26 protein-coding genes are annotated in these 24880 nt (G+C 67.4%); 24 read left to right on the plus strand and 2 right to left on the minus strand.

The features are described from left to right. Positions 1-475 precede the first annotated feature (475 nt). Positions 476-799, minus strand: a complete 324-nt coding sequence (locus ACKY0W_RS15110) for a hypothetical protein (protein ID WP_409434724.1) — start codon at positions 797-799, stop codon at positions 476-478. Positions 800-822: 23 nt separating this feature from the next. Between ACKY0W_RS15110 and hisN the strand changes: the two genes are divergently transcribed. The 3 genes from hisN (at position 823) to ACKY0W_RS15125 (ending at position 4397) form a co-directional block, all read left to right on the plus strand. Then, complete coding sequence (hisN, locus tag ACKY0W_RS15115) at positions 823-1623, plus strand: histidinol-phosphatase (protein WP_409434725.1); 801 nt, start codon at positions 823-825, stop codon at positions 1621-1623. A 110-nt stretch (positions 1624-1733) separates the two neighbouring features. Continuing rightward, complete coding sequence (locus ACKY0W_RS15120; protein WP_409434726.1) at positions 1734-3140, plus strand: acyl-CoA dehydrogenase family protein; 1407 nt, start codon at positions 1734-1736, stop codon at positions 3138-3140. Between the two features lie 48 nt (positions 3141-3188). Further along, positions 3189-4397: an acyl-CoA dehydrogenase family protein gene (locus tag ACKY0W_RS15125; RefSeq protein WP_409434727.1), complete on the plus strand. Its 1209-nt coding sequence runs from the start codon at positions 3189-3191 to the stop codon at positions 4395-4397. A gap of 4 nt (positions 4398-4401) precedes the next feature. Here ACKY0W_RS15125 and ACKY0W_RS15130 read toward each other — a convergent pair whose 3' ends face one another. Beyond that, the gene (locus ACKY0W_RS15130) at positions 4402-5001 is read right to left on the minus strand and encodes a TetR/AcrR family transcriptional regulator (protein WP_409434728.1); all 600 of its coding nucleotides are present in this window, start codon (positions 4999-5001) and stop codon (positions 4402-4404) included. Between the two features lie 75 nt (positions 5002-5076). Here ACKY0W_RS15130 and ACKY0W_RS15135 point away from each other — a divergent pair, with 75 nt between their 5' ends. The 21 genes from ACKY0W_RS15135 (at position 5077) to nuoK (ending at position 24871) form a co-directional block, all read left to right on the plus strand. After that, complete coding sequence (locus tag ACKY0W_RS15135; RefSeq protein WP_409434729.1) at positions 5077-5859, plus strand: crotonase/enoyl-CoA hydratase family protein; 783 nt, start codon at positions 5077-5079, stop codon at positions 5857-5859. A 92-nt stretch (positions 5860-5951) separates the two neighbouring features. Next, positions 5952-7058: a homogentisate 1,2-dioxygenase gene (locus tag ACKY0W_RS15140; RefSeq protein ID WP_409434730.1), complete on the plus strand. Its 1107-nt coding sequence runs from the start codon at positions 5952-5954 to the stop codon at positions 7056-7058. After that, positions 7055-8239, plus strand: coding sequence for an alpha/beta hydrolase family protein (locus tag ACKY0W_RS15145; RefSeq protein ID WP_409434731.1), 1185 nt, complete (start codon positions 7055-7057; stop codon positions 8237-8239). The genes ACKY0W_RS15140 and ACKY0W_RS15145 overlap by 4 nt, the downstream gene beginning before the upstream one ends. After that, positions 8236-9441 carry a CaiB/BaiF CoA transferase family protein gene (locus ACKY0W_RS15150; protein ID WP_409434732.1) on the plus strand — a complete coding sequence of 402 codons (1206 nt, stop codon included), beginning with the start codon at positions 8236-8238 and terminating at the stop codon, positions 9439-9441. Before ACKY0W_RS15145 ends, ACKY0W_RS15150 begins: the two co-directional genes overlap by 4 nt. Beyond that, positions 9438-10343 (plus strand): hydroxymethylglutaryl-CoA lyase, encoded by a 906-nt coding sequence (locus ACKY0W_RS15155; RefSeq protein WP_406757544.1) that lies wholly within the window; start codon positions 9438-9440, stop codon positions 10341-10343. The genes ACKY0W_RS15150 and ACKY0W_RS15155 overlap by 4 nt, the downstream gene beginning before the upstream one ends. An 8-nt stretch (positions 10344-10351) precedes the next feature. Further along, the gene (locus ACKY0W_RS15160) at positions 10352-10966 is read left to right on the plus strand and encodes a TetR/AcrR family transcriptional regulator (protein WP_409434733.1); all 615 of its coding nucleotides are present in this window, start codon (positions 10352-10354) and stop codon (positions 10964-10966) included. 24 nt (positions 10967-10990) lie between these two features. After that, positions 10991-12232, plus strand: coding sequence for an acyl-CoA dehydrogenase family protein (locus ACKY0W_RS15165; RefSeq protein ID WP_409434734.1), 1242 nt, complete (start codon positions 10991-10993; stop codon positions 12230-12232). Further along, a complete protein-coding gene (locus tag ACKY0W_RS15170; RefSeq protein WP_409434735.1) occupies positions 12229-13221 on the plus strand; it encodes a phosphotransferase family protein in 993 nt (330 codons plus the stop codon). Before ACKY0W_RS15165 ends, ACKY0W_RS15170 begins: the two co-directional genes overlap by 4 nt. Beyond that, positions 13218-13568 (plus strand): DUF6285 domain-containing protein, encoded by a 351-nt coding sequence (locus ACKY0W_RS15175; protein WP_409434736.1) that lies wholly within the window; start codon positions 13218-13220, stop codon positions 13566-13568. The genes ACKY0W_RS15170 and ACKY0W_RS15175 overlap by 4 nt, the downstream gene beginning before the upstream one ends. 87 nt (positions 13569-13655) lie before the next feature. After that, complete coding sequence (locus ACKY0W_RS15180; protein ID WP_409434737.1) at positions 13656-14057, plus strand: hypothetical protein; 402 nt, start codon at positions 13656-13658, stop codon at positions 14055-14057. A gap of 392 nt (positions 14058-14449) precedes the next feature. Beyond that, positions 14450-14827 carry an NADH-quinone oxidoreductase subunit A gene (locus tag ACKY0W_RS15185; protein ID WP_406757550.1) on the plus strand — a complete coding sequence of 126 codons (378 nt, stop codon included), beginning with the start codon at positions 14450-14452 and terminating at the stop codon, positions 14825-14827. A gap of 22 nt (positions 14828-14849) precedes the next feature. Continuing rightward, a complete protein-coding gene (locus ACKY0W_RS15190; RefSeq protein WP_024442466.1) occupies positions 14850-15404 on the plus strand; it encodes a NuoB/complex I 20 kDa subunit family protein in 555 nt (184 codons plus the stop codon). Next, positions 15401-16096, plus strand: coding sequence for an NADH-quinone oxidoreductase subunit C (locus tag ACKY0W_RS15195; protein WP_409434738.1), 696 nt, complete (start codon positions 15401-15403; stop codon positions 16094-16096). Before ACKY0W_RS15190 ends, ACKY0W_RS15195 begins: the two co-directional genes overlap by 4 nt. Continuing rightward, the gene (gene nuoD, locus ACKY0W_RS15200; RefSeq protein ID WP_409434739.1) at positions 16096-17400 is read left to right on the plus strand and encodes an NADH dehydrogenase (quinone) subunit D; all 1305 of its coding nucleotides are present in this window, start codon (positions 16096-16098) and stop codon (positions 17398-17400) included. The genes ACKY0W_RS15195 and nuoD overlap by 1 nt, the downstream gene beginning before the upstream one ends. Positions 17401-17459: 59 nt before the next feature. Next, a complete protein-coding gene (gene nuoE / locus ACKY0W_RS15205; RefSeq protein ID WP_409437801.1) occupies positions 17460-18239 on the plus strand; it encodes an NADH-quinone oxidoreductase subunit NuoE in 780 nt (259 codons plus the stop codon). Further along, positions 18236-19588 carry an NADH-quinone oxidoreductase subunit NuoF gene (gene nuoF / locus ACKY0W_RS15210; protein WP_409434740.1) on the plus strand — a complete coding sequence of 451 codons (1353 nt, stop codon included), beginning with the start codon at positions 18236-18238 and terminating at the stop codon, positions 19586-19588. The genes nuoE and nuoF overlap by 4 nt, the downstream gene beginning before the upstream one ends. Further along, positions 19585-21984 (plus strand): NADH-quinone oxidoreductase subunit G, encoded by a 2400-nt coding sequence (locus tag ACKY0W_RS15215; protein ID WP_409434741.1) that lies wholly within the window; start codon positions 19585-19587, stop codon positions 21982-21984. The genes nuoF and ACKY0W_RS15215 overlap by 4 nt, the downstream gene beginning before the upstream one ends. Next, positions 21981-23210 (plus strand): NADH-quinone oxidoreductase subunit NuoH, encoded by a 1230-nt coding sequence (gene nuoH, locus ACKY0W_RS15220; RefSeq protein ID WP_409434742.1) that lies wholly within the window; start codon positions 21981-21983, stop codon positions 23208-23210. Before ACKY0W_RS15215 ends, nuoH begins: the two co-directional genes overlap by 4 nt. Beyond that, positions 23203-23772: an NADH-quinone oxidoreductase subunit NuoI gene (nuoI, locus tag ACKY0W_RS15225; RefSeq protein ID WP_308483846.1), complete on the plus strand. Its 570-nt coding sequence runs from the start codon at positions 23203-23205 to the stop codon at positions 23770-23772. Before nuoH ends, nuoI begins: the two co-directional genes overlap by 8 nt. Further along, a complete protein-coding gene (locus tag ACKY0W_RS15230; protein WP_409434743.1) occupies positions 23772-24575 on the plus strand; it encodes an NADH-quinone oxidoreductase subunit J in 804 nt (267 codons plus the stop codon). Before nuoI ends, ACKY0W_RS15230 begins: the two co-directional genes overlap by 1 nt. After that, positions 24572-24871 carry an NADH-quinone oxidoreductase subunit NuoK gene (gene nuoK / locus ACKY0W_RS15235; RefSeq protein ID WP_308483848.1) on the plus strand — a complete coding sequence of 100 codons (300 nt, stop codon included), beginning with the start codon at positions 24572-24574 and terminating at the stop codon, positions 24869-24871. The genes ACKY0W_RS15230 and nuoK overlap by 4 nt, the downstream gene beginning before the upstream one ends. Positions 24872-24880: the final 9 nt, after the last annotated feature.

Here is a 24880-nt window from a genome sequence, read left to right on the forward strand (position 1 = left end):
CGGCGGATCTCGTGTCCCGGCTACCACCGGACCGGCGAACGGGGCGACCATCGCCGCCATCGCGACGAGGACCATCAGCGCGACAAAACCAACCGCTTGGCACGCCTGTATTGCGGCCGTAGGCAGATCGGCGCACTTATGCGCGCACAGATGCGTCAGCTTTGCGTCGTGTCCGGCGGCAGCAACCGCAAAGTTGGTAGCGGCGTGCCCGACCGCACTGATCGCCAAGGCAGGCGGAGGGAGGACCTCGGTCTCCGCCCGCGCCACATGGCAGCACGTAATAACGCCAAGAAGCCATGAAACTGCCACTGCGACACCGATGATGTGTCGCAGTGCGGGATGCAGATTCATCTTCCGATGGCGCATAGCGCTACCCAAAGTAGCGCACGCCACCACCACTGTCCTCTCGGCCGAGACCGATCTGACCGCGAACCCACGAGTCCATGCACCCGCACAGCGGGTCGTGGTCGGGTCGTCAATCCCCCGCCGGACCGGTCAGATTCCAGTTGTCCGGGTTGCGCGGCGAGTACCGCACCGGCAGCAGGTCTCCCACGCTCGGCCACTTGCTGACGTCAACCGCGAACCGCTGATAGACCTCGTGCTCATCCACCGTCGGACCATGCAGGACGCCGGTGATGGTGACGTACTGCGCGCCGGTCGCCTCGGGCCGCGGACTGACGCCGGTGACCAGCACGGTGCCCTCTTGGGCTCCCCCGCCCGGCCCCGATCGGAGGCACCGCGGCGCCAGGAACACCGCGAGAATGGCCAGTAGCAACAGCAGTGCCCCGAACTCCCACATGCGGTCATGGTAGGACTTTCGCCATGGCGCAGATCAACGACAATCTCGACGAAGACCTCACGCTGGCCCTGGCTCTGGCCGACCGGGCGGACGAAATCACGCTGGCGCGGTTCGGTGCGCTCGACCTGCGGGTCGACACCAAGCCCGACCTGACTCCGGTGACCGACGCCGACCAGGCGGTCGAAACCGCACTGCGCGAGGTGCTGGTCGCCGAGCGTGCCGAAGACCAGATCCTCGGCGAGGAGTTCGGTGGCACCGCCACTTTCACTGGGCGCCAGTGGATCATCGACCCGATCGACGGCACCAAGAACTTCGTACGAGGGGTGCCGGTGTGGGCCACCCTGATCGCGTTGCTCGAGGACGGCGTGCCGATCCTCGGCGTGGTCAGTGCCCCGGCGTTGCACCGACGCTGGTGGGCAACGCGCGGCCGGGGCGCGTTCGGGTCCCACGCCGGCGCGCCGGCCCGACCGCTGTCGGTTTCCTCGGTGGCCGAGGTGGGCTCCTCCAGCCTGACGTTCGCCGGGCTGAACTACTGGGCGGCGCGCGGGCTGCGGGAGCAATTCCTGGGGCTGACCCAGGCGGTGTGGCGGGCACGCTCCTACGGCGATTTCTGGGCGTACTGCTTGGTCGCCGAGGGCGCGGTGGATGCAGCCATCGAGCCGGCGGTGTCGGTGTGGGATCTGGCCGCCGTCGACATCCTCGTGCGCGAAGCGGGCGGGGTGTTCACCGACCTGTCCGGCAACCCGGGCCCGCACGGCAACTGCGCCGTGGCCGCCAACCCCGCCCTGCACCAGCAGGTGCTGGCGGCTTTGACCCCGGAGTAGGCGGGCATCCGGCAGCGGCAGTTGAGGACTTCGTCACACCTTACTTTTGAGTTAACTTACTTCGGAGTAAGGTGGCCTCATCGATACCTTCCATCGAGTGAGGCTCTGACATGACTGATATCGCCCCCGCCACCAACGGCTCAAAGGTCCGGCTGAACAGCCGCGCCAGCGGCGTCGGGTCGGCTCCGCACAAGCGCAGCCCGATGGCGGCCGCACTGTCGCTGGTCACGCCACTGGTCAGCCGGGACTTCCTGGACCGCTACCGCCTGCGAGAGCCACTCAACTGGAGCCTGAACTACGGCGTGAAGACGGCCTTCTCCGTCGCCGGAGCCTCCACCCGCCAGTTCAAGAAGGTTCAGGGCCTGGGCAAGGCGCCGGCGCGCCTCGGCCCCGCCGCCAAGGGCGGCAAAAACACTGACTACTTCGACCTGACCCCCGATGACGACCAGCAGATGATCGTCGACACCGTCGAGGAGTTCGCGGCCGAGCTGCTGCGCCCGGCCGCCCACGAGGCCGACGAGGCCCTTGACTACCCGCGCGAGCTGCTCGGCAAGGCGGCCGAGTTGGGCATCACCGCGATCAACATCCCGGAGGACTTCGACGGGATCGCCGCACACCGTTCCGCGGTCACCAACGTGCTGGTCGCCGAGGCGCTGGGCTACGGCGACATGGGCCTGGCACTGCCGATCCTGGCTCCTGGCGGGGTGGCTTCGGCGTTGACCCACTGGGGCAGCGCCGACCAGCAGGCCACCTACCTGCCCGAATTCGCCGGGGAGAAGGTCCCGCAGGCCTGTGTCGCGATCGTCGAGCCGCAGCCGTTGTTCGACCCGACCAACCTCAAGACGACCGCGGTACGCACGCCTAGCGGCTACCGGCTCGACGGGGTGAAGTCGTTGGTGGTGGCCGCTGCCGACGCCGAGCTGTTCATCGTGGCCGCCCAGCTCAACGGCAAGCCGGCGCTGTTCATCGTCGAGTCCTCGGCGCCCGGCCTGACGGTGAAGGCCGACCCCAGCATGGGTCTTCGCGCCGCCGCCCTGGGCCAGCTCGAGCTGAACAAGGTGTCGGTCCCGCTGAGCGCCCGCCTCGGCGAGGAAGCCGCGACCGATGCCGACTACTCGCAGGCCATCGCGCTGTCCCGGCTGGGCTGGGCCGCATTGGCGGTCGGCACCAGCCACGCGGTGCTCGACCACGTGATGCCCTACATCAAGGAGCGTGAGGCGTTCGGTGAGCCGATCGCCAACCGCCAGTCGGTGGCGTTCATGTGCGCCAACATCGCCATCGAACTCGATGGGCTGCGCCTGCTGACCTGGCGCGGCGCGTCGCGGTGCGAGCAGGGACTGCCCTTCATCCGGGAGGCCGCCCTCGCCAAGCGGATCGCGACCGACAAGGGCATGCAGATCGGCCTGGACGGGGTGCAGCTGCTCGGCGGCCACGGCTACACCAAGGAGCACCCGGTCGAGCGCTGGTACCGCGATCTGCGGGCACTCGGCGTCGCCGAAGGCGTCCTGGTCATCTAGTCACCCGAGCTACCAAGCCAACTCCGCTGCGAACACGAAAGTCTGATCATGGCAATCAATCTGGAACTGCCCCGTAAGCTGCACGAGGTCATCGAGATGACCCATGCCGGGGCCGCCGAACTGCTGCGCCCCATCTCGCGCAAGTACGACGCACGCGAGCACGCCTACCCCGTCGAGCTGGACACCCTGGAAACCCTGTTCGACGGGGTCTCCGGGGCCGGCGGTAGCGCGATGGCCGGCGCGGAGGCCTTCCGCGACGCCGGCGCGCAGACCGGCAACCGCAACGCGTCCAACATGGCGGCAATGCTGCAGGTGCTCGAGATGAGCTGGGGCGATGTGGCTTTGATGCTGTCGGTGCCCTACCAGGGCCTTGGCAATGCGGCGATCTCCGGCGTGGCCACCGACGAACAGCTCGCTCGGCTGGGCAAGGTGTGGGCCGCGATGGCCATCACCGAGCCGAGCTTCGGCTCCGACTCGGCGGCGGTGACCACGACGGCCACCCTCGACGGCGACGAGTACGTGATCAACGGCGAGAAGATCTTCGTCACCGCCGGTTCGCGATGCACCCACATCGTGGTGTGGGCGACGCTGGACAAGGCGCGGGGGCGGGCGGCGATCAAGTCGTTCGTCGTGCCGCGTGAGCACCCCGGTGTCATCGTCGAGCGCCTGGAACACAAGCTCGGCATCAAGGCCTCCGACACCGCGGTGATCCGGTTCGACAATGCACGCATCCCCAAGGACAACCTGCTGGGCAGCCCGGAGATTAACACCGAGAAGAGCTTCTCCGGAGTCATGGAGACCTTCGACAGCACCCGGCCGATCGTGGCCGCGATGGCGGTCGGGGTCGCGCGCGCCGCACTCGAAGAGCTGCGCAAGATGCTCACCGCCGCCGGCATCGAGATCTCCTACGACAAGCCGGCACACGCCCAGAGCGCACCGGCCGCGGAGTTCCTGCGGATGGAGGCTGACTGGGAGTCGGCGAACCTGCTGACGCTGCGCTCGGCATGGCAGGCCGACAACAGCATCCCCAACTCCAAAGAGGCGTCGATGGGCAAGGCCAAGGCCGGCCGAGTCGCCAGCGACATCACCCTCAAGGCCGTCGAAATGGCCGGCACTTTGGGCTACTCCGAGCAGATGCTGCTGGAGAAATGGAGCCGCGACTCGAAGATCCTCGACATCTTCGAGGGCACCCAGCAGATCCAGCTGCTGGTGGTGGCCCGCCGCCTGCTGGGCCTGTCGTCGGCCGAGCTGAAGTAACGCCCTACACCGGCGGTTGGATCAGCGGACCGAAGCTGCCGCCGACGGCCTCGAGCACCCGGGTGTCGCGTGCGGACAGCGCGATGACGAACGCGCCCTGGATGAGTGCCAGCACGCTGTGCGACAGCTCTTCGGCGGAACGGTCGTCACGCACATCGCCACATTGCTGGCCGGCCCGCATCAGCTCGGCCAGAGCGCGATGCCAGCGGGCCAGCGCGGCATCGAGGCAGTCGCGAAACGGTTCGGAGTCAGCCGCCAGTTCGGTGGAGAACTTCCCGGCCAGACAAGCCCGCTGGAAGTCCGACCGCACGAACGCCTGAGTGAGACCGGCGAAATAGCCGGTGAGTTTCTCAGTGGTACTGAGGGTTTCGTCGTCGGCCCACTTGGCCAGGGCGTCCAGCTGCATGTGCATATAGCGGTCCAGCACGGCCAGACCGAACGCATCCTTGGACCCGAAGTGGTGGTAGAACGAGCCCTTCGGCACCCCGGATGCGGCCAAGATGGCGTCGACAGTGGTGCCGTGAAACCCGGACGCATAAAACGACCTCATGCCCTGGCGAAGCAGTCGCTCCTTGTGGGTCAGCGCTTTTGCCGGAGCCGCCATCGATCCTCCATTCTTGACGATCTGGTCTAGACGATTTAGTCTAGCCGATACGCCCGGCTTTCAGGGAGGACACCAGTGAACTACGAACATCTGACCGTCCGCCGCGACGGCCATGTGCAGATCATCGGCCTCAACCGGCCCGACAAGCGCAACGCGTTCCACTCCGCCATGCTGCGCGAACTAGCCGCCGCCTACGGGGAATTCGACGCCGACGACAGCCTGCGCGCCGCCGTGCTCTACGGCGAAGGGCCGATGTTCACCGCCGGGCTGGACCTCGCCAGCGTCGCCGGCGACATCGCAAACAACGTCTCGCACGTTCCCGATGGCGGTATCAATCCGTGGCAGGTCGACGGCCGGCAGCTGTCCAAACCGGTCGTCACCGCCGTACACGGCAAGGTGCTGACGCTGGGCATCGAGCTGATGCTCGCCGGCGACATCGCCGTCGCCGCCGAGTCGGCCACCTTCGCGCAACTGGAAATCGCCCGCGGCATCTACCCCTTCGGCGGCGCCACCATCCGATTCCCGCGGGCGGCCGGCTGGGGCAACGCCATGCGGTGGATCCTGACGGCCGACACCTTCGACGCCCACGAAGCCCATCGCATCGGGATCGCGCAAGAGGTGGTGCCCGACGGCGAGCAGTTGGCCCGCGCCATCGAGATCGCCCAGACCATCGCGCGGCAGGCACCGCTGGGCGTGCAAGCCACCCTGCGCAGCGCCCGTCAGGCGGTGCGTGACGGCGACGCCGCGGCCGAGGCCGACCTTGTGACAGGCGTGCAGAAACTGTTCGCCAGCGAGGACGCCGCCATCGGGGTACAGGCGTTCCTGAACCGCAACACCGCGGAGTTCGTCGGCCGCTGAGTTCGCGGGGGCCCTTGCCCGCGACTGAAACAAAAAGTAACGTCACTTTTAGTTTTGGTCCGATTTTCGCATGAGCTCCCCGGGAGTCGCCGATGGAATCCTTCGTCCACCTGCGCAAAGGCACCACGCCGCGCCGTCTGCACGCCGACCTCGACGGCCTCAAGGACGACGAGTTGGGCCGCGGCGGCTTCACCGGTCGCACCGCGAACATGTATCGGCGCCACGACCCCACCGCCTATCGCGCCGAAGGACCGCTGCGCCCCGTCGACGTGCTCGCCGCACTCCTGCAGCCGACCGACGCCACCGACGCCGCCGGCGATCCACTGCTGCTGTTCAGCAATGCCGACTGCCGTATCCGGCTGTCCCGGCGCTCGGCCGAAATGCCGTTTCACGTCCGCTACGTCGACGGCGACCTGCTCTGCTTCGTGCACGCGGGGTCCGGCCTGCTGGAGACCGAATTCGGCCCACTGGACTACCGCGAGGGCGACTGGCTGTACCTGCCCAAGGCGACCACCTGGCGCCAGCTCCCCGCCGCCGAGACGACGCTGCTCATGATCGAGGCCACCGACGAATTACGGGTTCCCCCGCCCGGTCCGCTGGGCCGGCACTTCCCGTTCGACCCCTCCCTGGTGGTAATCCCGGATCCGGCCCCCTTCGACCCAGATCCGTTCGGGGACGGGCGCGAGGGCTACGAGGTCCGGCTGATCCATGACGGCGGCCCGACAACGCTTCACTACCAACACAATCCGATCGACGTCGAGGGCTGGCGCGGCGACAACTTCGCGTTTTCGTTCAACATCGCCGACTACAACGTGGTGACGTCTGACAGCGTGCACCTGCCACCGACGGTGCATCTGTTCATGCAGGCCACCGGGGTGTATGTGATGAATTTCCTGCCCAAGCCCGCCGAAGGTGTGGCCGGAACCGAACGCACTCCGTGGTATCACCGCAACGTCGACTACGACGAGATCGCCTTCTTCCACGGCGGTTCGCTCTATGGCATTCCAATGCCGCCCGGCCTGATCAGCCACGCCCCGCAAGGCGTACATCACGGCGCGCCGGAAAAAGCCCGCGAGCGGGCGCGCCGCAAATTCGACGACTATGCGCGGGTGGACTGGCAGGTCATCGCCATCGACACCCGACGCCGTCTCACCCCCTCCCCCGAAGTTCTCGCCGCCGACCTAGGACAGCACGCATGACCACCAAACACGACTACGATCGAATCCCCTACCTGATTGCCTACCAGAACAATTCGGGTGTCCGCGACGTCTACGGCGGGGTCGCCGAGCTGGTGGTGCTGGAGAGCTACCTGCTGCGGCCCAAGGCCGCGCCGAGCGACACCGTGCTGGTGTTCATGCACCCGATCGGCGGCGGCGCGTACCTGCCGATGGTCAATGCCCTGGCCCGCGCCGGGCACCACGTCATCTACTGCAACAGCCGATTCCGCGGCACCGACTCGGCGCTGCTGATGGAGAAGGTGGTCGAAGACCTCGGCCAGTGCATCGCCGACGCCAAGAACCGGCTCGGCTACGCCAAGGTGGTGCTGGCCGGATGGAGCGGCGGAGGCTCGCTGTCGCTGTTCTACCAGCAACAGGCGCAGCATCCGACGGTGACCGCAAGTCCGTCCGGCGACGGCCCCGACCTGACGAAACTGAACCTGATCCCGGCCGACGGAGTGATGCTGCTGGCCGCCCACATCAGCCGCCACGGCACGCTCACCGAGTGGCTGGACGCCTCGATCCTCGACGAGTCCGACCCGACCAAACGCGATCCGGAGCTGGACCTCTACAACCCGGACAACCCGAACCAGCCGCCCTACAGTGCGGAATTCCTGGACCGCTACCGGGCCGCCCAGATCGAGCGGAATCGCCGTATCACCGCCTGGGTCAAGGCGAAGCTGGCCGAGTTCACCGCGGCCGGCCTGCCCGATCAGGAGTTCGGGTTCGTCGTGCACGGCACCATGGCCGACCCTCGCTGGCTGGACCCGACGGTCGATCCCAACGAGCGCACCCCGGGCAGCTGCTATCTGGGCGAGCCGGAGGTGGTGAACATGAGCCCGGTCGGGCTGGCGCGGTTCTGCACGCTGCGGAGCTGGCTGTCCCAGTGGAGCTACGACGACGCCCACGGCGACGGGGTGGACTGTGGCAGCGACATCACGGTGCCCGCCCTGGTGATCGGCAACATGGCAGACGACGCATGCACACCCAGCCACACCCGCCGGCTCTTCGAGGCCATCGGCACCGGCGACAAGCAGATGCACGAAATCCCCGGAGCCAACCACTATTACGCCGGGCCGGATCAGCGTGATGCGCTGCGACAGGCCGTAGCGATCGTCAGTGATTGGCTGGCCCAGCATGATTTCGTAGGCTCGTCGGCATGACACCTACCGGCGCACTCGACGGCATCCGGGTTCTGGAGCTCGGCACGCTGATCTCCGGGCCGTTCGCCGGGCGACTGCTCGGCGACATGGGCGCCGAGGTCATCAAGATCGAGCTGCCGGGCAAACCCGACCCGCTGCGCACCTGGGGACAGGCCGAACTCGACGGGCACCACTTCTTTTGGACCGTGCACGCCCGCAACAAGAAGGCTGTCACCCTCGACCTGCGTACCGAGCGCGGCCGCGAGCTGTTCCTCGAGCTCATCGACAAGACCGACATCGTCGTGGAGAACTTCCGCCCCGGCACACTGGAGCGCTGGGGGCTGGGCTTTGACGTCCTGCGTCAACGCAATCTGGGAATCATCCTGGTGCGGGTCTCCGGCTACGGACAGACCGGACCGGACGCCCACAAGGCCGGCTACGCCTCAGTCGCCGAGGCGGCCAGCGGGCTGCGGCACATGAACGGTTTTCCCGGCGGCCCCCCGCCACGGCTGGCCCTCTCGCTGGGCGACAGCCTCGCGGGCATGTTTGCCGCCCAAGGCGCCCTGGCCGCCCTCTACCGTCGCACGGTCACCGGTGAAGGCCAGGTGGTCGATGTCGCCCTCACCGAATCCTGCTTGGCCATCCAAGAATCCACCATCCCCGACTACGACGTCGGCGGTGTGGTGCGCGGGCCCTCGGGCACCCGGCTCGAAGGCATCGCCCCGTCGAACATCTACCAGTCGGCCGACGGCAGCTGGGTGGTAATCGCCGCCAACCAGGACAGCGTGTTCGCCCGGCTGTGCCAGGCCATGGGCAGACCAGAGCTGACGACCGATACCCGCTTCGCCGATCACGGCGCGCGCGGTCGCAATCAGGACGAGCTGGACGCGATCATCGGCGAATGGGCCGCACAGCGGGCGCCGGATGCCATCATCGCGACGCTCAGCGACGCCGGGGTGATCTCCGGACCCATCAACACCGTGGCCGAGGTCGTCAAGGACCCGCAACTGCGGGCGCGCGGCATGCTCGCCGAGCACTGGGACGAGGGCGCCGAGCGCACCGTGCTGGGGCCCGGTGTGATGCCGGTGCTCTCGGAGAGCCCAGGCACCATCCGCAACGCCGGATCGGCCCGGCCCGGCCAGCACAACGACGAGATCTACGCCGGCCTGCTCGGCAAGACCGACGCGGAGTTGGACACCCTACGCACCGAGGGGGTGCTGTGAGCACCTTGCCCGGCCAGGTCACGATCCGCGAGGTGGCGCTGCGCGACGGCCTGCAGATCGAAGCGCCGATCCCGTTGAGCGCCAAGCTCGAACTGTTGGCAGCGATCGCCGCCACCGGAGTCCGCGAGGTCGAGGTGACCTCGTTCGTCTCCCCTACCAAGGTCCCGGCCCTCGCCGACGCGGCCGAACTCGCTGCCGAGCTGTGGCGCTACCCCGAACTGGAGTTCTCCGCGCTGGTCGCCAGCCCCGGCGGCGCCACCCGGGCGGTGGCCGCCGGGCTGAAGTCAATCGAGTACGTGGTGTGCGCCTCGGACGCCTTCAGCACCGCCAACGTCGGCCGCCCCACCGCGCCGGCGGTCGCAGCGATCACCGACATCGCCGGCATCGCCCATGACGCCGGTGCGTCGCTCGAGGTCATCATCGCCACCGCGTGGGACTGCCCGTTCGACGGCCCGACCGAACCCGGGCGCGTCACCGACATCGCTGCCTCGGCAAGCGCTTTCGGGGTCGACCGACTGGCCATCGCCGATACCATCGGTACGGCCACTCCCCGGCGAGTCACCGATCTGATCGCAGCGGTGCAGCCGATCATCGGCGATATTCCGCTGGGAGCGCATTTCCACAACACTCGCGGGTCCGGCCTGGCCTGCGCCTACGCGGCGGTTCAGGCGGGCATCACCCGGCTCGACGCCTCGGCCGGCGGATTGGGCGGCTGTCCGTTCGCCCCCGGCGCCACCGGCAACATCGCCACCGAGGACCTGGTCTACCTGCTCGGTGACTGCGGTATCGACACCGGCATCGATCTCGATGCCGCCATCGTCGCGGCCGGCGTGGCCAGCACGGTGGTCGGCCACGGGCTGCCCAGCGCCCTGCTGGCCGCCGGAGATCGGAAGCGGGTCTGAGCGCCTCGATGTCCACCCAGCGTGAGCTCAGTTCGAAGGGACGCCTGACCCGCGGCGCGATCGAGCAGGCGGCCCGAGAACTGTTTGCCGAGCGCGGATTTCATGGCACCACACTGGCCGACATCACATCGGCGGCCGGAAAGTCCACGGCGGTGCTGTACCGGTATTTCCGCGACAAGGAAGATCTGCTGGCCGCCTTGGCCGAATCGTTTCTCACCGAGGTGGTCGAGCCGTCCGGACTCAAGATGCGGCTGCCGGAGTCCCCGGAGGACACCGAATTCTTCTCGTCGGTGGTCAGTGCGTATTGGGCCATGTTCACGCCGAACATTGGTGTGATGATCGCGGTGGCACAGCTGGCCGCCACCAGCGAGCGATTCGCCGCGCTGCAGAACGAGTTCCGCCGGTTCGGCATGGAGATCGTTGCCGCCTCGGTGCGGCGCGCACAGCAGCAGGGCTATGGCCGCGAGCTCGACCCCGACCACATCGCGGCGGCCATCGCGCTGCTGTTCGAGAATTTCACCGTCGTGTTCGTCGGCCCGTCGGGGCCGGGATGGCGGATCAGCGACAGCGATGCCGTCGAGACGCTGTCCACGATCTGGAGAAAGACCCTGTACGGCCGTTGACCGCTGACAACTGAAGGAATCGCCATGGATTTCACACTGCCCGAACACCTTCCCGGGGTGCTCGCCGAGATGGACGACTTCATCGAGCGCGAGATCGCACCGCTGCAGGCCGAGCACATGCAGTATTTCGACCACCGGCGCGAGTTCGCCCGCACCGACGTGGAGCGCGGTGGCATTCCGCGACGCGAGTGGGAGGACCTGCTCGATGAGATGCGTCGCCGAGCTGATGCCGCCGGTTGGCTGCGCTACGGGTTGCCGGCGTCTCTGGGCGGCCGGGACGGAACCAACGTCGACATGGCGGTGATCCGGGAGCACCTGGCGCACAAGGGCCTCGGCCTGCACAACGATCTGCAGGACGAGTCGTCGATCGTCGGGAACTTCCCGCAGGTGATCATGATGGAGCGGTTCGGCACCGACTCCCAGCGCCGCGAGTTCTCCCAAGCCATGATCACCGGCGAGCGGTCGATGGCCTTCGGTTTGACCGAACCGGACCACGGTTCGGACGCGACGTGGCTGGAAAGCCGCGCCGAACTCGACGGCGACACCTGGGTGATCAACGGCGCCAAGCGATTCAACACCGGAGTACATCGGGCCACCCACGACCTGGTGTTCGCCCGCACGTCCGGCGACGCCGGCTCAGCGCGCGGCATCACCGCGTTCTTGGTGCCCACCGAGACGCCGGGATTCACCATCCCGTTCTACTGGTGGACCTTCAACATGCCCACCGACCACGGCGAGGTCGAGCTCCGCAACGTGCGGGTGCCCGCCGATGCGGTGCTCGGCGAGGTCGACGGCGGTTTGGATGTGGCCCAGACCTTCCTGCACGAAAACCGGATCCGCCAGGCCGCGTCCAGCCTCGGCGCCGCGCAATATTGCATCGACCGCGCCGCCGAGTACGCCCGGCAGCGCATCGTGTTCGGCAAGCCGCTGTCGGTCAACCAGGCGGTGCAGTGGCCGCTGGCCGAATTGCAGACCGAGGCCCAGATGGTGCGCCTGCTGGTGAACTATGCGGCCTGGCACCTGGACCGCGACCACCACCTGGAGGTGTCCGACAAGGTGTCGATGGCCAACTACCGTGCCAACCGGCTGGTGTGCGAGGCCGCCGACCGCGCCATCCAGATTCACGGCGGGATCGGCTATACCCGCCACGAGCAGTTCGAGCACATCTACCGCCATCACCGCCGCTACCGGATCACCGAAGGCGCCGAGGAGATCCAGATCCGCCGGGTCGCGCAGCGCCTGTTCGGGTTCGATAGGCGGCCATGAAAACGGGGGGGCGCGCCGATCAGCTCGCCGACCGGCTGGCCGATGTGCTGGCGCCGGTATTGGGCCCCGTCGCCATCGAGGACTTACGCGCCCTGACCGGTGGCGCCAGCCGGATCACCTGGGCTTTCGATGCCGTGACGGGCCCGCATCAGCACCGGCCGTTGATTCTGCGCACCGGGCCACTCGAGGAGCTCTACGCCAGCATGGAGCTCGAAGCGCAGGCGCAGCGCGCCGCGGGCCGGGCCGGCGCGCCGGTACCGAACGTGCTGATCGCCGATAATTCCCCTGCGGCACTGGGGAATCCCTACCTGATCTGCGATCTGATCGAGGGCGAAACGGTGGTTCGCCGCATCGAGCGCCAGCTGGATGCGGCCGGACGCGAACAGCTGCTGGGTCAGTGCGCGCAGGCGCTGGGCGCCATCCATCGGGCCGACCCGGGTGGCGTCGCGCTGAGCGCCGAAGACCAGCTCTCCGCGTGCCGCGCGCAGCTCGATGCCTTGCCCGATACCACCGCTGCCTTCGAATGGGCATTGCGGCGGCTGGCCGCCGATCGTCCAACGCCGGTACCGGACCAGCTGGTCCACGGTGATTTCCGGATGGGCAACCTGATGGTCTCCGCTGAGGGTGACCTGGCCGCCGTGCTGGACTGGGAGCTGGTGCACCTCGGCGACGGCCTCGAGGACCTGGCCTGGTTCTGCCTGCGCGCCTGGCGGTTCGGTGCGCCGCTGGAGCGCGCCGCCGGTGGACTCGGCGGTATCGATGCCTTTCTGGCCGCCTATGAGCAGGCCAGCGGCGACCGCGCCGTCGATCCGGATCGGTTCGACTGGTGGCTGCTGCTGGGCACGCTGCGATGGGGCATCATCTGCCGCTACCAGGCGCAACGTCACCTGAGCGGCCAAACCCGTTCGGTGGAACTGGCGACCATTGGCCGACGGGTCTCCGAATCCGAATGGGACGTCCTGCGCCTGCTCGATGGAGTCCGGCCGTGAGCGCCGCGGGCCGCCGCCCCACCGCGGCCGAACTCGTCGCCGCGGTCACCGAGTTCCTGGACACCGCGCTGGTGCATCGCGACGGACAGGCCGCCACCGACGGCCAGGTCAGGTTCCACGCCCGGGTGGCGGCCAACGCACTGCGTATCGTCGAACGGGAGTTGCGCGACACCGCCGGGGGCGTCGTCACCGAGGCCTTGGCCGGGCTGGGTTTCGCCGACGAGGCAGAGCTGGCCGCCGCCATCCGGGCCGGTGACCTCGACGACCGGCCCGAGGCGCTCACCGCCTGCCTGTACACCCTGGTGGAGCATCGGTTGGCGATCGACCATCCCGGATACACCCAGTAGCCGCTAGATTTCCTGCGCGACAATCACTTCGACGGTGCTGCCCCAAACCCGATGTATCGGCAGGACCCGCGCAGTAGCATCTGGTCCGTGTCCGACTCCAATGCCGCGCTGCGAATCCTTGTCTACAGTGACGACGCCGCGACCCGTGCACGGGTTACGACCGCGTTGGGCAAGCAGCTACACCCGGACCTACCGGAGCTGAGTTATGTCGAGGTCGCAACCGAGCCGGTAGTGATCCGGCAGATGGATGCCGGTGGAATCGACCTGGCCATCCTGGACGGGGAGGCCGCCCCGGCCGGCGGAATGGGTATCTGCAAACAGCTCAAAGACGAGATCACCCCGTGCCCGCCGATCGTGGTGCTGACCGGCCGCGCCGACGACGTCTGGCTGGCGAAGTGGTCGCACGCCGACGCCGCGGTGGCCCACCCGCTGGACCCGATGGAATTGAGCCGTGCGGTGCTGGGTCTGCTGCGCACGCCAACGCCTTAGTCAACGCGCCGGTCCCAGCTTCGCCTCTCCTCCGTCGAGCCTCGCTGAACCGCTCAGTTCATGCGGCGCTCCCAGCTTCGCCTCTCCTCCGTCGAGCCTCGCTGAACCGCTCAGTTCATGCGGCGCTCCCAGCTTCGCCTCTCCTCCGTCGAGCCTCGCTGAACCGCTCAGTTCATGCGGCGCTCCCAGCTTCGCCTCTCCTCCGTCGAGCCTCGCTGAACCGCCGAGGTTAGGGCAGCCTCAGAGACGAATTCCCCTGTCGCCGTTACCGCTACAGGTGATGCCCGTCACAGTTGTCGGCAATTTCGGATTCTTCCCAACCGCCCCGTGACGGCGGACTAGGCTGTGCCTGAAGTCACATCGGCGCCCGGAAGGGAACTACGTCACTGAGCATGAACCTCTACCTGCCGATCCTGGTACTCGCCGCGCTAGCCGCCGGTTTCGCCGTGTTTTCCGTGGTCGCCACCGCACTGGTCGGCCCCTCCCGCTACAACCGGTCGAAACTAGAAGCCTACGAGTGCGGCATCGAACCCACAGACCAGCCGGTCAGCGGGCCGCACGCCCCGCCCGGACAGCGATTCCCGGTGAAGTACTACCTGACCGCGATGCTGTTCATCGTCTTCGACATCGAGATCGTATTTCTCTACCCCTGGGCAGTTGCCTTCGACGGGCTCGGAGTATTCGCCCTCATCGAAATGGTGCTGTTCGCCGTCATCGTGTTCGTCGCCTACGCCTACGTCTGGCGGCGCGGCGGCCTGAATTGGGATTGAGTGGGAGTAGGCGGGCCTAGACATGGGATTAGAAGAGCAGCTGCCGAGCGGACTCCTGCTGTCCACCGTGGAAGACCTGGCCGGGTACTTCCGCACCGGGTCACTCTGGCCGGCGACCTTCGGCCTGGCCTGTTGCGCGATCGAGATGATGTCGACGATGGCGCCCGACTACGACCTGTCCCGGTTCGGGATGGAGGTTTTCCGGGCCTCACCGCGCCAAGCCGATCTGATGATCGTCGCAGGCCGGGTCAGCCAGAAAATGGCACCGGTGCTTCGCCAGATCTACGACCAGATGGTGGAGCCCAAGTGGGTGCTGTCGATGGGCGTATGCGCGTCGTCGGGCGGAATGTTCAACAACTACGCGATCGTTCAAGGTGTGGACCATGTCGTCCCGGTCGACATCTACCTGCCCGGTTGTCCGCCCCGGCCGGAGATGCTGATGTACGCAATCCTAAAGCTGCACGAGAAGATTCGCTCGATGCCCTTGGGTGCCAACCGGGAACAGGTGATCACCGCTACGGAGGAGGCGGCCCTGTCGGCCCCGTCTACCTGGCAGATGAGGGGGTTGCTGCGGTGAGCGAGGCGAGCGGAGAGGGCCAAACCGGCCCCGAAGACGTGATCAAGGTCCGTCACGGCCTGTTCGGCGCGACGGGCACCGGCGACACGTCCGGATACGGACGCCTGGTGACCGAGGCAGCACTCCCCGGCGAGACCCCTCGGCCCTACGGCGGTTACTTCGACGAGCTCGTCGACACCCTCACCGCGGCCCTGCAGCGCAACGGAATCGAGTTCGCCGACGCTGTCGAGAAGGTGGTGGTGTACCGCGACGAGCTGACGCTGTATGTCCCTCGCGCGCAGCTGCCGGCGGTGGCCCAGCTGCTGCGCGACGAGCCGGACCTGCGCTTCGAACTGAGCCTCGGGGTCTCCGGTGTGCACTACCCCGGTGACGCCGACCGCGAGTTGCATGCGGTCTACCCGCTGCGGTCCATCACCCACAACCGCCGCGTCCGTCTGGAAGTCGCTGCCCCCGATGCAGATCCGCATATTCCATCGCTGTTCGCGATCTACCCCACCACCGACTGGCATGAACGCGAGACCTATGACTTCTTCGGGATCATCTTCGACGGCCACCCCTCGCTGACCCGGATCGAGATGCCCGACGACTGGCACGGCCACCCGCAGCGCAAGGACTATCCGTTGGGCGGCATCCCGGTCGAATACAAGGGCGCGCAGATACCGCCGCCGGACCAGCGGAGGGCTTACAAGTAATGAGCACCGACACACCGCACACCGTCCTGAACGTCGGTGGGCAAGAATGGGATCAGGTGGTGGAGGCAGCCAAGGCCGCCGATCCCGGAGAGCGCATCGTCGTCAACATGGGACCCCAGCACCCGTCGACGCACGGCGTGTTGCGGCTGATTCTGGAACTCGAAGGCGAGACCGTGACCGAAGCCCGGTGCGGCATCGGCTATCTGCACACCGGTATCGAGAAGAATCTGGAAAGCCGCTACTGGACCCAGGGCGTCACGTTCGTGACCCGAATGGACTATCTGTCGCCGTTCTTCAACGAGGCCGCTTACTGCCTCGGCGTGGAGAAACTGCTCGGTATCACCGACGACATCCCCGAACGTGCCAGTGTCATCCGGGTTTTGATGATGGAACTCAATCGGATGTCCTCGCACCTGGTCGCGCTTGCCACCGGCGGAATGGAGCTCGGCGCGCTCACCGTGATGCTGTTCGGCTTCCGCGAACGTGAGCTGGTGCTCGACATCTTCGAGGCGATCACCGGGCTGCGGATGAACCACCAGTACGTCCGCCCCGGCGGCGTGTCGGTGGATCTGCCCGATGACGCAGTCCCGCAGATCCGCGACTTCCTCAAGCTGATGCCGAAGCGACTCAAGGACATCGAGGACCTGCTGACCGAAAACTACATCTGGAAGGCCCGTACCAAGGGCGTGGGCTACCTGGACCTGACCGGCTGCATGGCGCTGGGCATCACCGGCCCGGTGCTGCGCTCGACGGGCCTGCCCTATGACGTGCGACGTGCGGAACCCTACTGCGGCTACCAGGACTACGAGTTCGAGGTGATCACCGATGACGGCTGTGATGCCTACGGCCGCTACCTGATCCGCATCGCAGAGATCAAGGAGTCCCTGAAAATCGTCGAACAGTGTCTGGACAAGCTGCGCCCCGGGCCGGTGATGGTCTCCGACCGCAAGATCGCCTGGCCGGGCGACCTGACCATCGGCCCGGACGGGCAGGGCAACTCCCGTGAGCACATCGGCTGGATCATGGGCCACTCGATGGAAGGGCTGATCCACCACTTCAAGCGAGTCACCGAGGATCTGTGGGTGCCGCCGGGGCAGGTGTTCGTCTCGGTCGAGTCGCCCCGCGGCGAACTGGGGGTACACATGGTCAGCGACGGCGGTACCCGCCCCTACCGGGTGCACTACCGGGATCCGTCGTTCACCAACCTGCAGGCGGTGGCCGCCATGAGCGAGGGCGGGCTGATCGCCGACGTGATCGCCGCCGTCGCCAGCATCGACCCGGTCATGGGCGGGGTAGACCGGTGAGCGCGTCGGGCGGCGAGATCGACCAGGCCGGCGTCAACAAGACCGGGCGCGGCCGGTTGATGCCGCCGACCGCCGGGACCGACGGCAAGCGGGTCTTCCTGCAGTTGGGCCGGCAGCCAGAAGAACCCAATCAGTTCAACCATCCCGGCGCTCCGACCAGCTACTCCCCCGACGTGCGAGCCCAGCTGGAAGCCGACGCCAAAGAGATCATCGGCCGCTACCCACAGCCGCGCTCAGCGATCCTGCCGCTGCTGCATCTGGTACAGGCACAGGACACCTACGTCACGCCGGCAGGGCTGTCGTTCGTCGCGGAGCTGCTCGGGCTGACCAGCGCCGACGTCGCCGGGGTCGCATCGTTCTATTCGATGTACCGGCGTGACCCCACCGGCAAGTACCTGGTCGGAGTCTGCACCAACACGCTGTGCGCGGTGATGGGCGGCGACGCCATCTACGACGGCCTCAAAGAGCACTTGGGCGTCGGCAACGATCAGACCACCGCCGACGGATCGGTCACCCTGCAGCACATCGAGTGCAACGCCGCCTGCGACTACGCGCCGGTGGTGATGGTCAACTGGGAATTCTTCGACAACCAGACACCGGAATCGGCACGCGAGCTCGTCGACAAATTGCGCGACGACGCCGAGGTGCGACCCACCCGCGGGATGCCGCTGTGCAGTTTCGCCGCCACCGAGCGGATTCTCGCCGGCTTCCCCGACGAACGCGCCGACGACGGCCAAGGCGGTGCCGGCGCGGCGACGCTGGCCGGCCTGCAGGTGGCGCGCGAGCACAAGATGACGGCACCGGAGCCCGGCCGCAACGCCGATAGGGGTGCGAAATGACCCTTACCAAAGGAACACTGCCCGAGGGCACACCGCTGACGCCGGTGCTGAGCAGCTACTGGGACGAACCCGAGTCCTGGACGCTGGAGACCTACCGCCGCCACGACGGCTACGCAGGGATGAAGCGTGCGCTGGCGATGACGCCCGACGAGGTCATCGAACTGGTCAAGGACTCCGGGTTGCGTGGCCGAGGCGGCGCCGGGTTCTCCACCGGAACCAAGTGGTCCTTTGTCCCCCAAGGCGACGAGGGGGCAGCGGCAAAGCCGCACTACCTGCTGGTCAATGCCGACGAGTCCGAGCCCGGCACCTGCAAGGACATGCCGCTGCTGATGGCGACACCGCATGTGCTCATCGAGGGCATGATCGTGTGCTGTTACGCGATCCGTGCCCGTCACGCGTTCATCTACATCCGCGGCGAGGTGCTGCCGGTGGTGCGCCGGTTGCAGGCGGCGGTCGCCGAGGCGTATGCGGCGGGGCTGCTGGGCAACGACATCGGTGGCAGCGGCTTCGACCTGGATATCACCGTGCACGCCGGGGCGGGCGCCTACATCTGCGGTGAGGAGACCGCGCTGATCGAATCGTTGGAGGGCTATCGGGGCCAGCCCCGGCTGCGCCCACCGTTCCCCGCGGTGGCCGGGCTGTATGCCTCGCCGACGGTGGTCAACAACGTCGAATCGATCGCCAGTGTGCCGTCCATCCTGCGCAACGGGCCGGAGTGGTTCCGGTCGATGGGCACCGAGAAATCCCGTGGATTCACCCTGTATTCGCTGTCCGGGCACGTCAACCGGCCCGGGCAGTACGAGGCGCCGCTGGGTATCACGCTGCGCGAACTGCTCGGCTATGCCGGCGGGATACGCGACGGGCATCGGCTGAAGTTCTGGACGCCGGGCGGCTCGTCGACACCAATCCTGACCGAGGAACACCTCGACATCCCGCTGGACTACGAGGGCATGGCGTCGGTGGGGTCGATGCTGGGCACCAAGGCATTACAGATCTTCGACGAGACCACCTGCGTGGTGCGCGCGGCGGGGCGCTGGTCGGAGTTCTACAAACACGAGTCCTGCGGCAAGTGCACGCCGTGTCGTGAGGGCACCTACTGGCTGGTGCCGATCTACGAACGACTGGAAGCCGGCCGTGGAACACCGGAAGACCTCGACACCCTGCTCGACATCGCCGACGTACTGTTCGGAAAATCCTTCTGCGCCTTGGGTGATGGCGCGGCGATGCCGGTGAAGTCGTCGATCCAGTACTTCCGTGACGAATACATCGCCCACCTCGAGGGCGGCTGCCCGTTCGACCCGAAAGCGAGCATGTTCGTGCCAGGTGGAGCAGCAGGCGGTGTGGCGTGACTCAAACTTCTCAACCGGACGGTCAGGAGTCGGTGACCCTCACCATCGACGACCAACAGATCACGGTTCCCAAGGGCACCTTGATCATCCGGGCCGCGGAACAGTTGGGCATCGAGGTCCCGCGATTCTGCGACCACCCGCTGCTGGACCCGGTGGCCTGGTGCCGGCAGTGCATGGTCGAGGTGGAGGGCCAACGCAAGCCGCAGCCGTCATGCGCGGTGGCCGCCACCGACGGCATGGTGGTGCGCACCCAGCACACCTCCGCCGAGGCCGATCGGGCCCAGCACCTGGTGATGGAACTGCTGCTGATCAACCACCCGCTGGACTGCCCGACCTGCGACAAGGGCGGTGAATGCCCGCTGCAGAACCAGGCGATGTCGCACGGCCGCACCGAGACTCGTTTCGAAGAGACCAAGCGCCACTACCCCAAGCCGATCAACATCTCCTCGCAGGTGCTGCTGGACCGAGACCGCTGCATCTTGTGCGCCCGCTGCACGCGGTTCGCCAACGAGATCGCCGGGGACAAATTCATCGAGATGATGGATCGCGGCGCCCTGCAGCAGGTCGGTATCTACACCGACACGCCGTTCGACTCCTACTTCTCGGGTAACACGGTGCAGATCTGCCCGGTGGGCGCTCTTACCGGCGCCTCCTACCGGTTCCGGGCCCGCCCGTTCGACCTGGTCTCCACACCGACCGTCTGCGAGCACTGCGCCGGCGGCTGCGCCGAACGCACCGACCACCGTCGCGGCAAGGTGATGCGGCGGATGGCCGGCGAAGACCCGGACGTCAACGAGGAGTGGAACTGCGACAAGGGCCGCTGGGCCTTCACCTACGCCACCCAGAGCGACCGGATCACCACACCGATGGTCCGCGACGACAGCGGGAACCTGGTCCCGACCTCCTGGCCGCACGCGGCGGCGGTGGCGGCGCGCGGCCTGGCCGCGGCACGTGGACGCACCGGCGTGCTGGTCGGCGGGCGGGTGTCGGCCGAGGACGCCTACGGCTACGCCAAGTTCGCCCGGGTGGCGCTGCACAGCGATGACATCGACTTCCGGGCTCGCGCGCAGTCCGCCGAGGAAGCCGCGTTCCTGGCGGCCCGGGTGGCGGGCCGCGGGATCGAGGTCAGCTACGCCGATCTGCAGGCCGCGCCGGTGGTGTTGCTGGCCGGTCTGGAGCCCGAAGAAGAGGCACCGATGGTCTTCCTGCGGCTGCGCAAGGCGGCCCGAAAGAACGCCACCAAGGTGTTCAGCCTGGCGCCGTTCGCCGATCGCGGGTTGACCAAGATGTTCGGGACCCTGCTGGCAGTCGTTCCCGCTGGCGAGGCCGCCGCGCTGGACGGCCTGCACACCGGTGATATCGGACAGGCGCTTCGCCAACCCGGGGCAGTGGTGCTGGTCGGCGAACGGCTGGCCGCCTCACCGGGAGCACTGTCGGCGGCGATTCGGCTGGCCGATGCCACCGGCGCGAAGCTGGCCTGGGTGCCCCGCCGAGCCGGGGAACGCGGCGCACTGGATGCCGGTGCGCTGGCCGGCCTGCTCCCCGGTGGACGTCCGCTGGGTGACCCGGCGGCGCGGGCCGAGGTCGCGCAAAGCTGGGGTCTCGGCGGCCCCGACGACCTGCCGTCGCAGACCGGCCGCGACACCGACGCCATCCTGGTCGCCGCGGCCGACGGGAAGCTGGGGGCACTGGTGGTCGGCGGGGTGGAGCCGACCGATCTGGCCGACCCGGCGGCGGCGTTGGCGGCCCTGGACGAGGTCGAGTTCCTGGTCAGCCTCGAGTTGCGGCACAGCGATGTCACCGAGCGCGCCGATGTGGTGCTCCCGGTCGCTGCCGCGGCCGAGAAGTCCGGCACGTACGTCAACTGGGAGGGCCGCCACCGGCGGTTCGGTGTCGCACTGGGTGACACCGGCGCCCTGCCCGACCGGCGGATACTCGACGTGATCGCCGAGGAGATGGGCGTCGCGTTGGGGTTGTCCACGCTGGAAGCGGCGCGCGACGAGCTGGCGGGGCTGGGCGCCTGGTCCGGCGAGCGAGTCGCCGGACCCGACGTCGCCGCGGGCTCACCGCCGCAGCCCGGCGCCGGCCAAGCCGTGCTGGCCGGCTGGCGAATGCTGCTGGACGAGGGGCGGATGCAGGACGGTGAGCCGAACCTGGCCGGCACCGCACGCACTCCGGTGGCGCGCACGTCGGCGGCCACGGCTGCCGACATCGGTGTGGCCGAAGGCGAGCCGGTCACCGTCAGCACCAAGCACGGCAGTATCACCCTGCCGCTGGCCACCACCGAGATGCCGGACAACGTGGTGTGGCTGCCGATGAATTCGCGTGACTCGGCAGTGCACCGGGATCTGGGGGTCACCCCCGGCGCGACGGTACAGATTGGACGCAGATCATGACCGATCCGTGGTGGCTGATGCTGGCCAAGGCGCTGGGCGTCTTCGTGTTTCTGATTCTGACGGTGGTCCTGGCGATCGTCATCGAACGAAAAGTCGTGGGCCGCATGCAGATGCGCCCCGGCCCCAACCGGGTCGGACCCAAAGGTTGGCTGCAGAGCCTGGCCGATGCGATCAAGCTGGCGCTCAAGGAGGACATCACCCCCTTCAACGTCGACCGGGCGATTTATACGTTGGCGCCGATCATCTCGACGGTGCCGGCGATCACCGCATTCGCAGTGATCCCGCTCGGGCCGGAGGTCAGCATTTTCGGTCACCGCACCGCCTTACAGCTGGCGGACCTGCCGATCGCGGTGTTGTTCGTCCTGGCGATGTCCTCGATCGGGGTCTACGGGATCGTCCTGGCCGGCTGGTCGTCCGGATCCGCATATCCACTGATCGGCGGAATACGCTCCACCGCCCAGGTGATCTCCTACGAGGTCGCGATGGGTCTGGCGTTCGCGTCCGTGTTCCTCTACGCCGGGACGATGGCAACCTCGGGCATCGTGGCGGCCCAGGATCGGGTGTGGTTCGCGTTCCTGTTGATGCCGTCGTTCATGGTGTATCTGACCGCGATGGTGGGTGAGACCAACCGGGCACCGTTCGATCTGCCCGAGGCCGAAGGCGAGCTGGTCGGTGGCTTCCACACCGAATATTCGTCGCTGAAGTTCGCGCTGTTCTTCCTCGCCGAATACATCAACATGACCACGGTTTCGGCCGTCGCCGTCACGTTGTTCCTCGGTGGCTGGCACGCTCCGTTCCCGTTCAACATGTGGCCGGCCGCAAACACCGGCTGGTGGCCGCTGCTGTGGTTCACCGTCAAACTGTGGGGCTTTATCTTTGTCTACATCTGGCTGCGGGGCACCCTGCCCCGGCTGCGTTACGACCAGTTCATGGCGCTGGGCTGGAAGATCCTGATCCCGGTGGCGCTGGCCTGGGTGCTGCTCGCGGCAGTGATGCGCAGCCTGCGCAACGACGGCTACGAACACTGGCAGCTGGCACTGGCCGCGATGAGCACGCTGACCACGGTGGTGCTGCTACTGGCACTGCATCGCAAGTTCAGTGCGCTGAACAGTCGCCTCGACGAACCAGCGCCGCCGGCTCCGGCCGTCGCATCCGAAGGCTCATTCCCGACACCACCGCTGCCACAACGCAGTTCATCGCGGGTCAAGGAGGACGTCAATGGCTAGTCTGCGAGACGCCCTGGCCGGGTTCGGGGTCACCTGGAAGACGATGTTCAAACGGCCGATCAACGACGGCTACCCCGAACACAAGAAACCGACGGCGCCGCGCTACCACGGCCGCCACCAACTCAACCGGCATCCGGATGGGCTGGAGAAGTGCATCGGCTGCGAGTTGTGCGCGTGGGCCTGCCCGGCCGACGCCATCTATGTTGAGGCCGCGGACAACACCGACGAGGAGCGCTTCTCCCCCGGTGAGCGCTACGGCCGCGTCTACCAGATCAACTACCTGCGCTGCATCGGCTGCGGCCTGTGCATCGAGGCCTGCCCCACCCGCGCACTGACCATGACCAACCAGTACGAAATGGCCGCCGACAACCGTGCCGAGCTGATCTTGGAGCGTGACCAGTTGCTGGCGCCGCTGGAACCCGACATGATCGCCCCGCCGCACGCGATGCCGCCCGGTGCCACCGAAAAGGACTACTACTTGGGCAGAGTCAGCCCGGCCGGGCTCGATGCGGACCCGGACCTGTTCGTGATGCTCGACCGGGTGAAGCAGGGCAAAGCCTGATGGGCACCACCCTGCTCGCCACCGACATCGTCGTGGCCACCTCCACCGGGGAGGCGGTGGCGTTCTGGATTCTGGGCGCCATCGCCGTCGTCGGTGCCATCGGCGTCGTCAGCGCCGCGAAGGCGGTGTATTCGGCACTGTTTCTGGCGATGACGATGCTGATCCTGGCGGTGTTCTACTTCGTCCAGGACGCGATGTTCCTCGGCGTGGTGCAGATCGTCGTCTACACCGGCGCGGTAATGATGCTGTTCCTGTTCGTGATGATGCTCATCGGCGTCGACTCCGCCGAGTCCCTGGTGGAGACCTTGCGCGGCCAGCGGGTCGCCGCCACGCTCGCCGGGATCGGCTTCGGGATGCTGCTGATCGCCGGGATCGGCAGCGCGACAATGCACCTGAGCAGCATCGGCACGCCGACGGCGGCCGGTACCGGCTCGGCAGACCTGAGCCAGCACAACGTCGAGGGACTGGCGGCACTGATCTTCACCCGCTACCTGTGGGCGTTCGAGCTCACCAGTGCGTTGCTGATCACCGCGGTGCTCGCCGCGATGGTGCTGACGCACCGCGAGCGGCTGCGGCCGCGAATGACCCAGCGGGAGCTGTCCATCCAGCGCTTCCAATCCGGCCGGCGGGCGACGCCGCTGCCCACCCCGGGCGTCTACGCCCGGCACAACGCCGTCGACATCGCCGCGCGCCTGCCCGACGGGACCTACTCCGAGCTGTCGGTGTCGGACACCTTGACGCACCGCTGGGTCGGCGCCACCGGCAACGCTGCGCACGCGAACACCGAGGAGTCGGACCAGTGAATCCGGAGAACTACCTGTACCTGTCGGCGATGTTGTTCACCATCGGCGCCACCGGAGTGCTGTTGCGGCGCAACGCGCTGGTGATGTTCATGTGTGTCGAGCTGATGCTCAACGCCGCCAACCTGGCGTTCGTCACCTTCTCGCGCCTGCACTCCCAGCTCGACGGCCAGATGGTCGCGTTCTTCACCATGGTCGTCGCCGCCTGTGAGGTGGTGATCGGCCTGGCCATCATCATGACGATCTTCCGGGCCCGGCGATCCGCCTCGGTCGACGACGCGAACCTACTGCGCGGCTAGGAGTTGGGG

The organism is Mycobacterium sp. SMC-14, assembly GCF_046250075.1.
Lineage (GTDB): Bacteria > Actinomycetota > Actinomycetes > Mycobacteriales > Mycobacteriaceae > Mycobacterium.

Excerpts from the sequence above, each read along its gene's own strand:
- ACKY0W_RS15230 (WP_409434743.1), top strand. The coding sequence starts at position 23,772 with ATGGGCACCACCCTGCTCGCCACCGACATCGTCGTGGCCACCTCCACC.
- ACKY0W_RS15190 (WP_024442466.1), top strand. The coding sequence starts at position 14,850 with ATGGGATTAGAAGAGCAGCTGCCGAGCGGACTCCTGCTGTCCACCGTG.
- ACKY0W_RS15120 (WP_409434726.1), top strand. The coding sequence starts at position 1,734 with ATGACTGATATCGCCCCCGCCACCAACGGCTCAAAGGTCCGGCTGAAC.
- nuoH (WP_409434742.1), top strand. The coding sequence starts at position 21,981 with ATGACCGATCCGTGGTGGCTGATGCTGGCCAAGGCGCTGGGCGTCTTC.
- ACKY0W_RS15130 (WP_409434728.1), bottom strand. The coding sequence starts at position 5,001 with ATGGCGGCTCCGGCAAAAGCGCTGACCCACAAGGAGCGACTGCTTCGC.
- ACKY0W_RS15140 (WP_409434730.1), top strand. The coding sequence starts at position 5,952 with ATGGAATCCTTCGTCCACCTGCGCAAAGGCACCACGCCGCGCCGTCTG.
- ACKY0W_RS15145 (WP_409434731.1), top strand. The coding sequence starts at position 7,055 with ATGACCACCAAACACGACTACGATCGAATCCCCTACCTGATTGCCTAC.
- nuoE (WP_409437801.1), top strand. The coding sequence starts at position 17,460 with ATGCCGCCGACCGCCGGGACCGACGGCAAGCGGGTCTTCCTGCAGTTG.
- nuoI (WP_308483846.1), top strand. The coding sequence starts at position 23,203 with ATGGCTAGTCTGCGAGACGCCCTGGCCGGGTTCGGGGTCACCTGGAAG.
- nuoD (WP_409434739.1), top strand. The coding sequence starts at position 16,096 with ATGAGCACCGACACACCGCACACCGTCCTGAACGTCGGTGGGCAAGAA.
- ACKY0W_RS15125 (WP_409434727.1), top strand. The coding sequence starts at position 3,189 with ATGGCAATCAATCTGGAACTGCCCCGTAAGCTGCACGAGGTCATCGAG.
- hisN (WP_409434725.1), top strand. The coding sequence starts at position 823 with ATGGCGCAGATCAACGACAATCTCGACGAAGACCTCACGCTGGCCCTG.
- ACKY0W_RS15185 (WP_406757550.1), top strand. The coding sequence starts at position 14,450 with ATGAACCTCTACCTGCCGATCCTGGTACTCGCCGCGCTAGCCGCCGGT.
- nuoF (WP_409434740.1), top strand. The coding sequence starts at position 18,236 with ATGACCCTTACCAAAGGAACACTGCCCGAGGGCACACCGCTGACGCCG.
- ACKY0W_RS15165 (WP_409434734.1), top strand. The coding sequence starts at position 10,991 with ATGGATTTCACACTGCCCGAACACCTTCCCGGGGTGCTCGCCGAGATG.
- ACKY0W_RS15160 (WP_409434733.1), top strand. The coding sequence starts at position 10,352 with ATGTCCACCCAGCGTGAGCTCAGTTCGAAGGGACGCCTGACCCGCGGC.
- ACKY0W_RS15110 (WP_409434724.1), bottom strand. The coding sequence starts at position 799 with ATGTGGGAGTTCGGGGCACTGCTGTTGCTACTGGCCATTCTCGCGGTG.
- ACKY0W_RS15170 (WP_409434735.1), top strand. The coding sequence starts at position 12,229 with ATGAAAACGGGGGGGCGCGCCGATCAGCTCGCCGACCGGCTGGCCGAT.
- ACKY0W_RS15150 (WP_409434732.1), top strand. The coding sequence starts at position 8,236 with ATGACACCTACCGGCGCACTCGACGGCATCCGGGTTCTGGAGCTCGGC.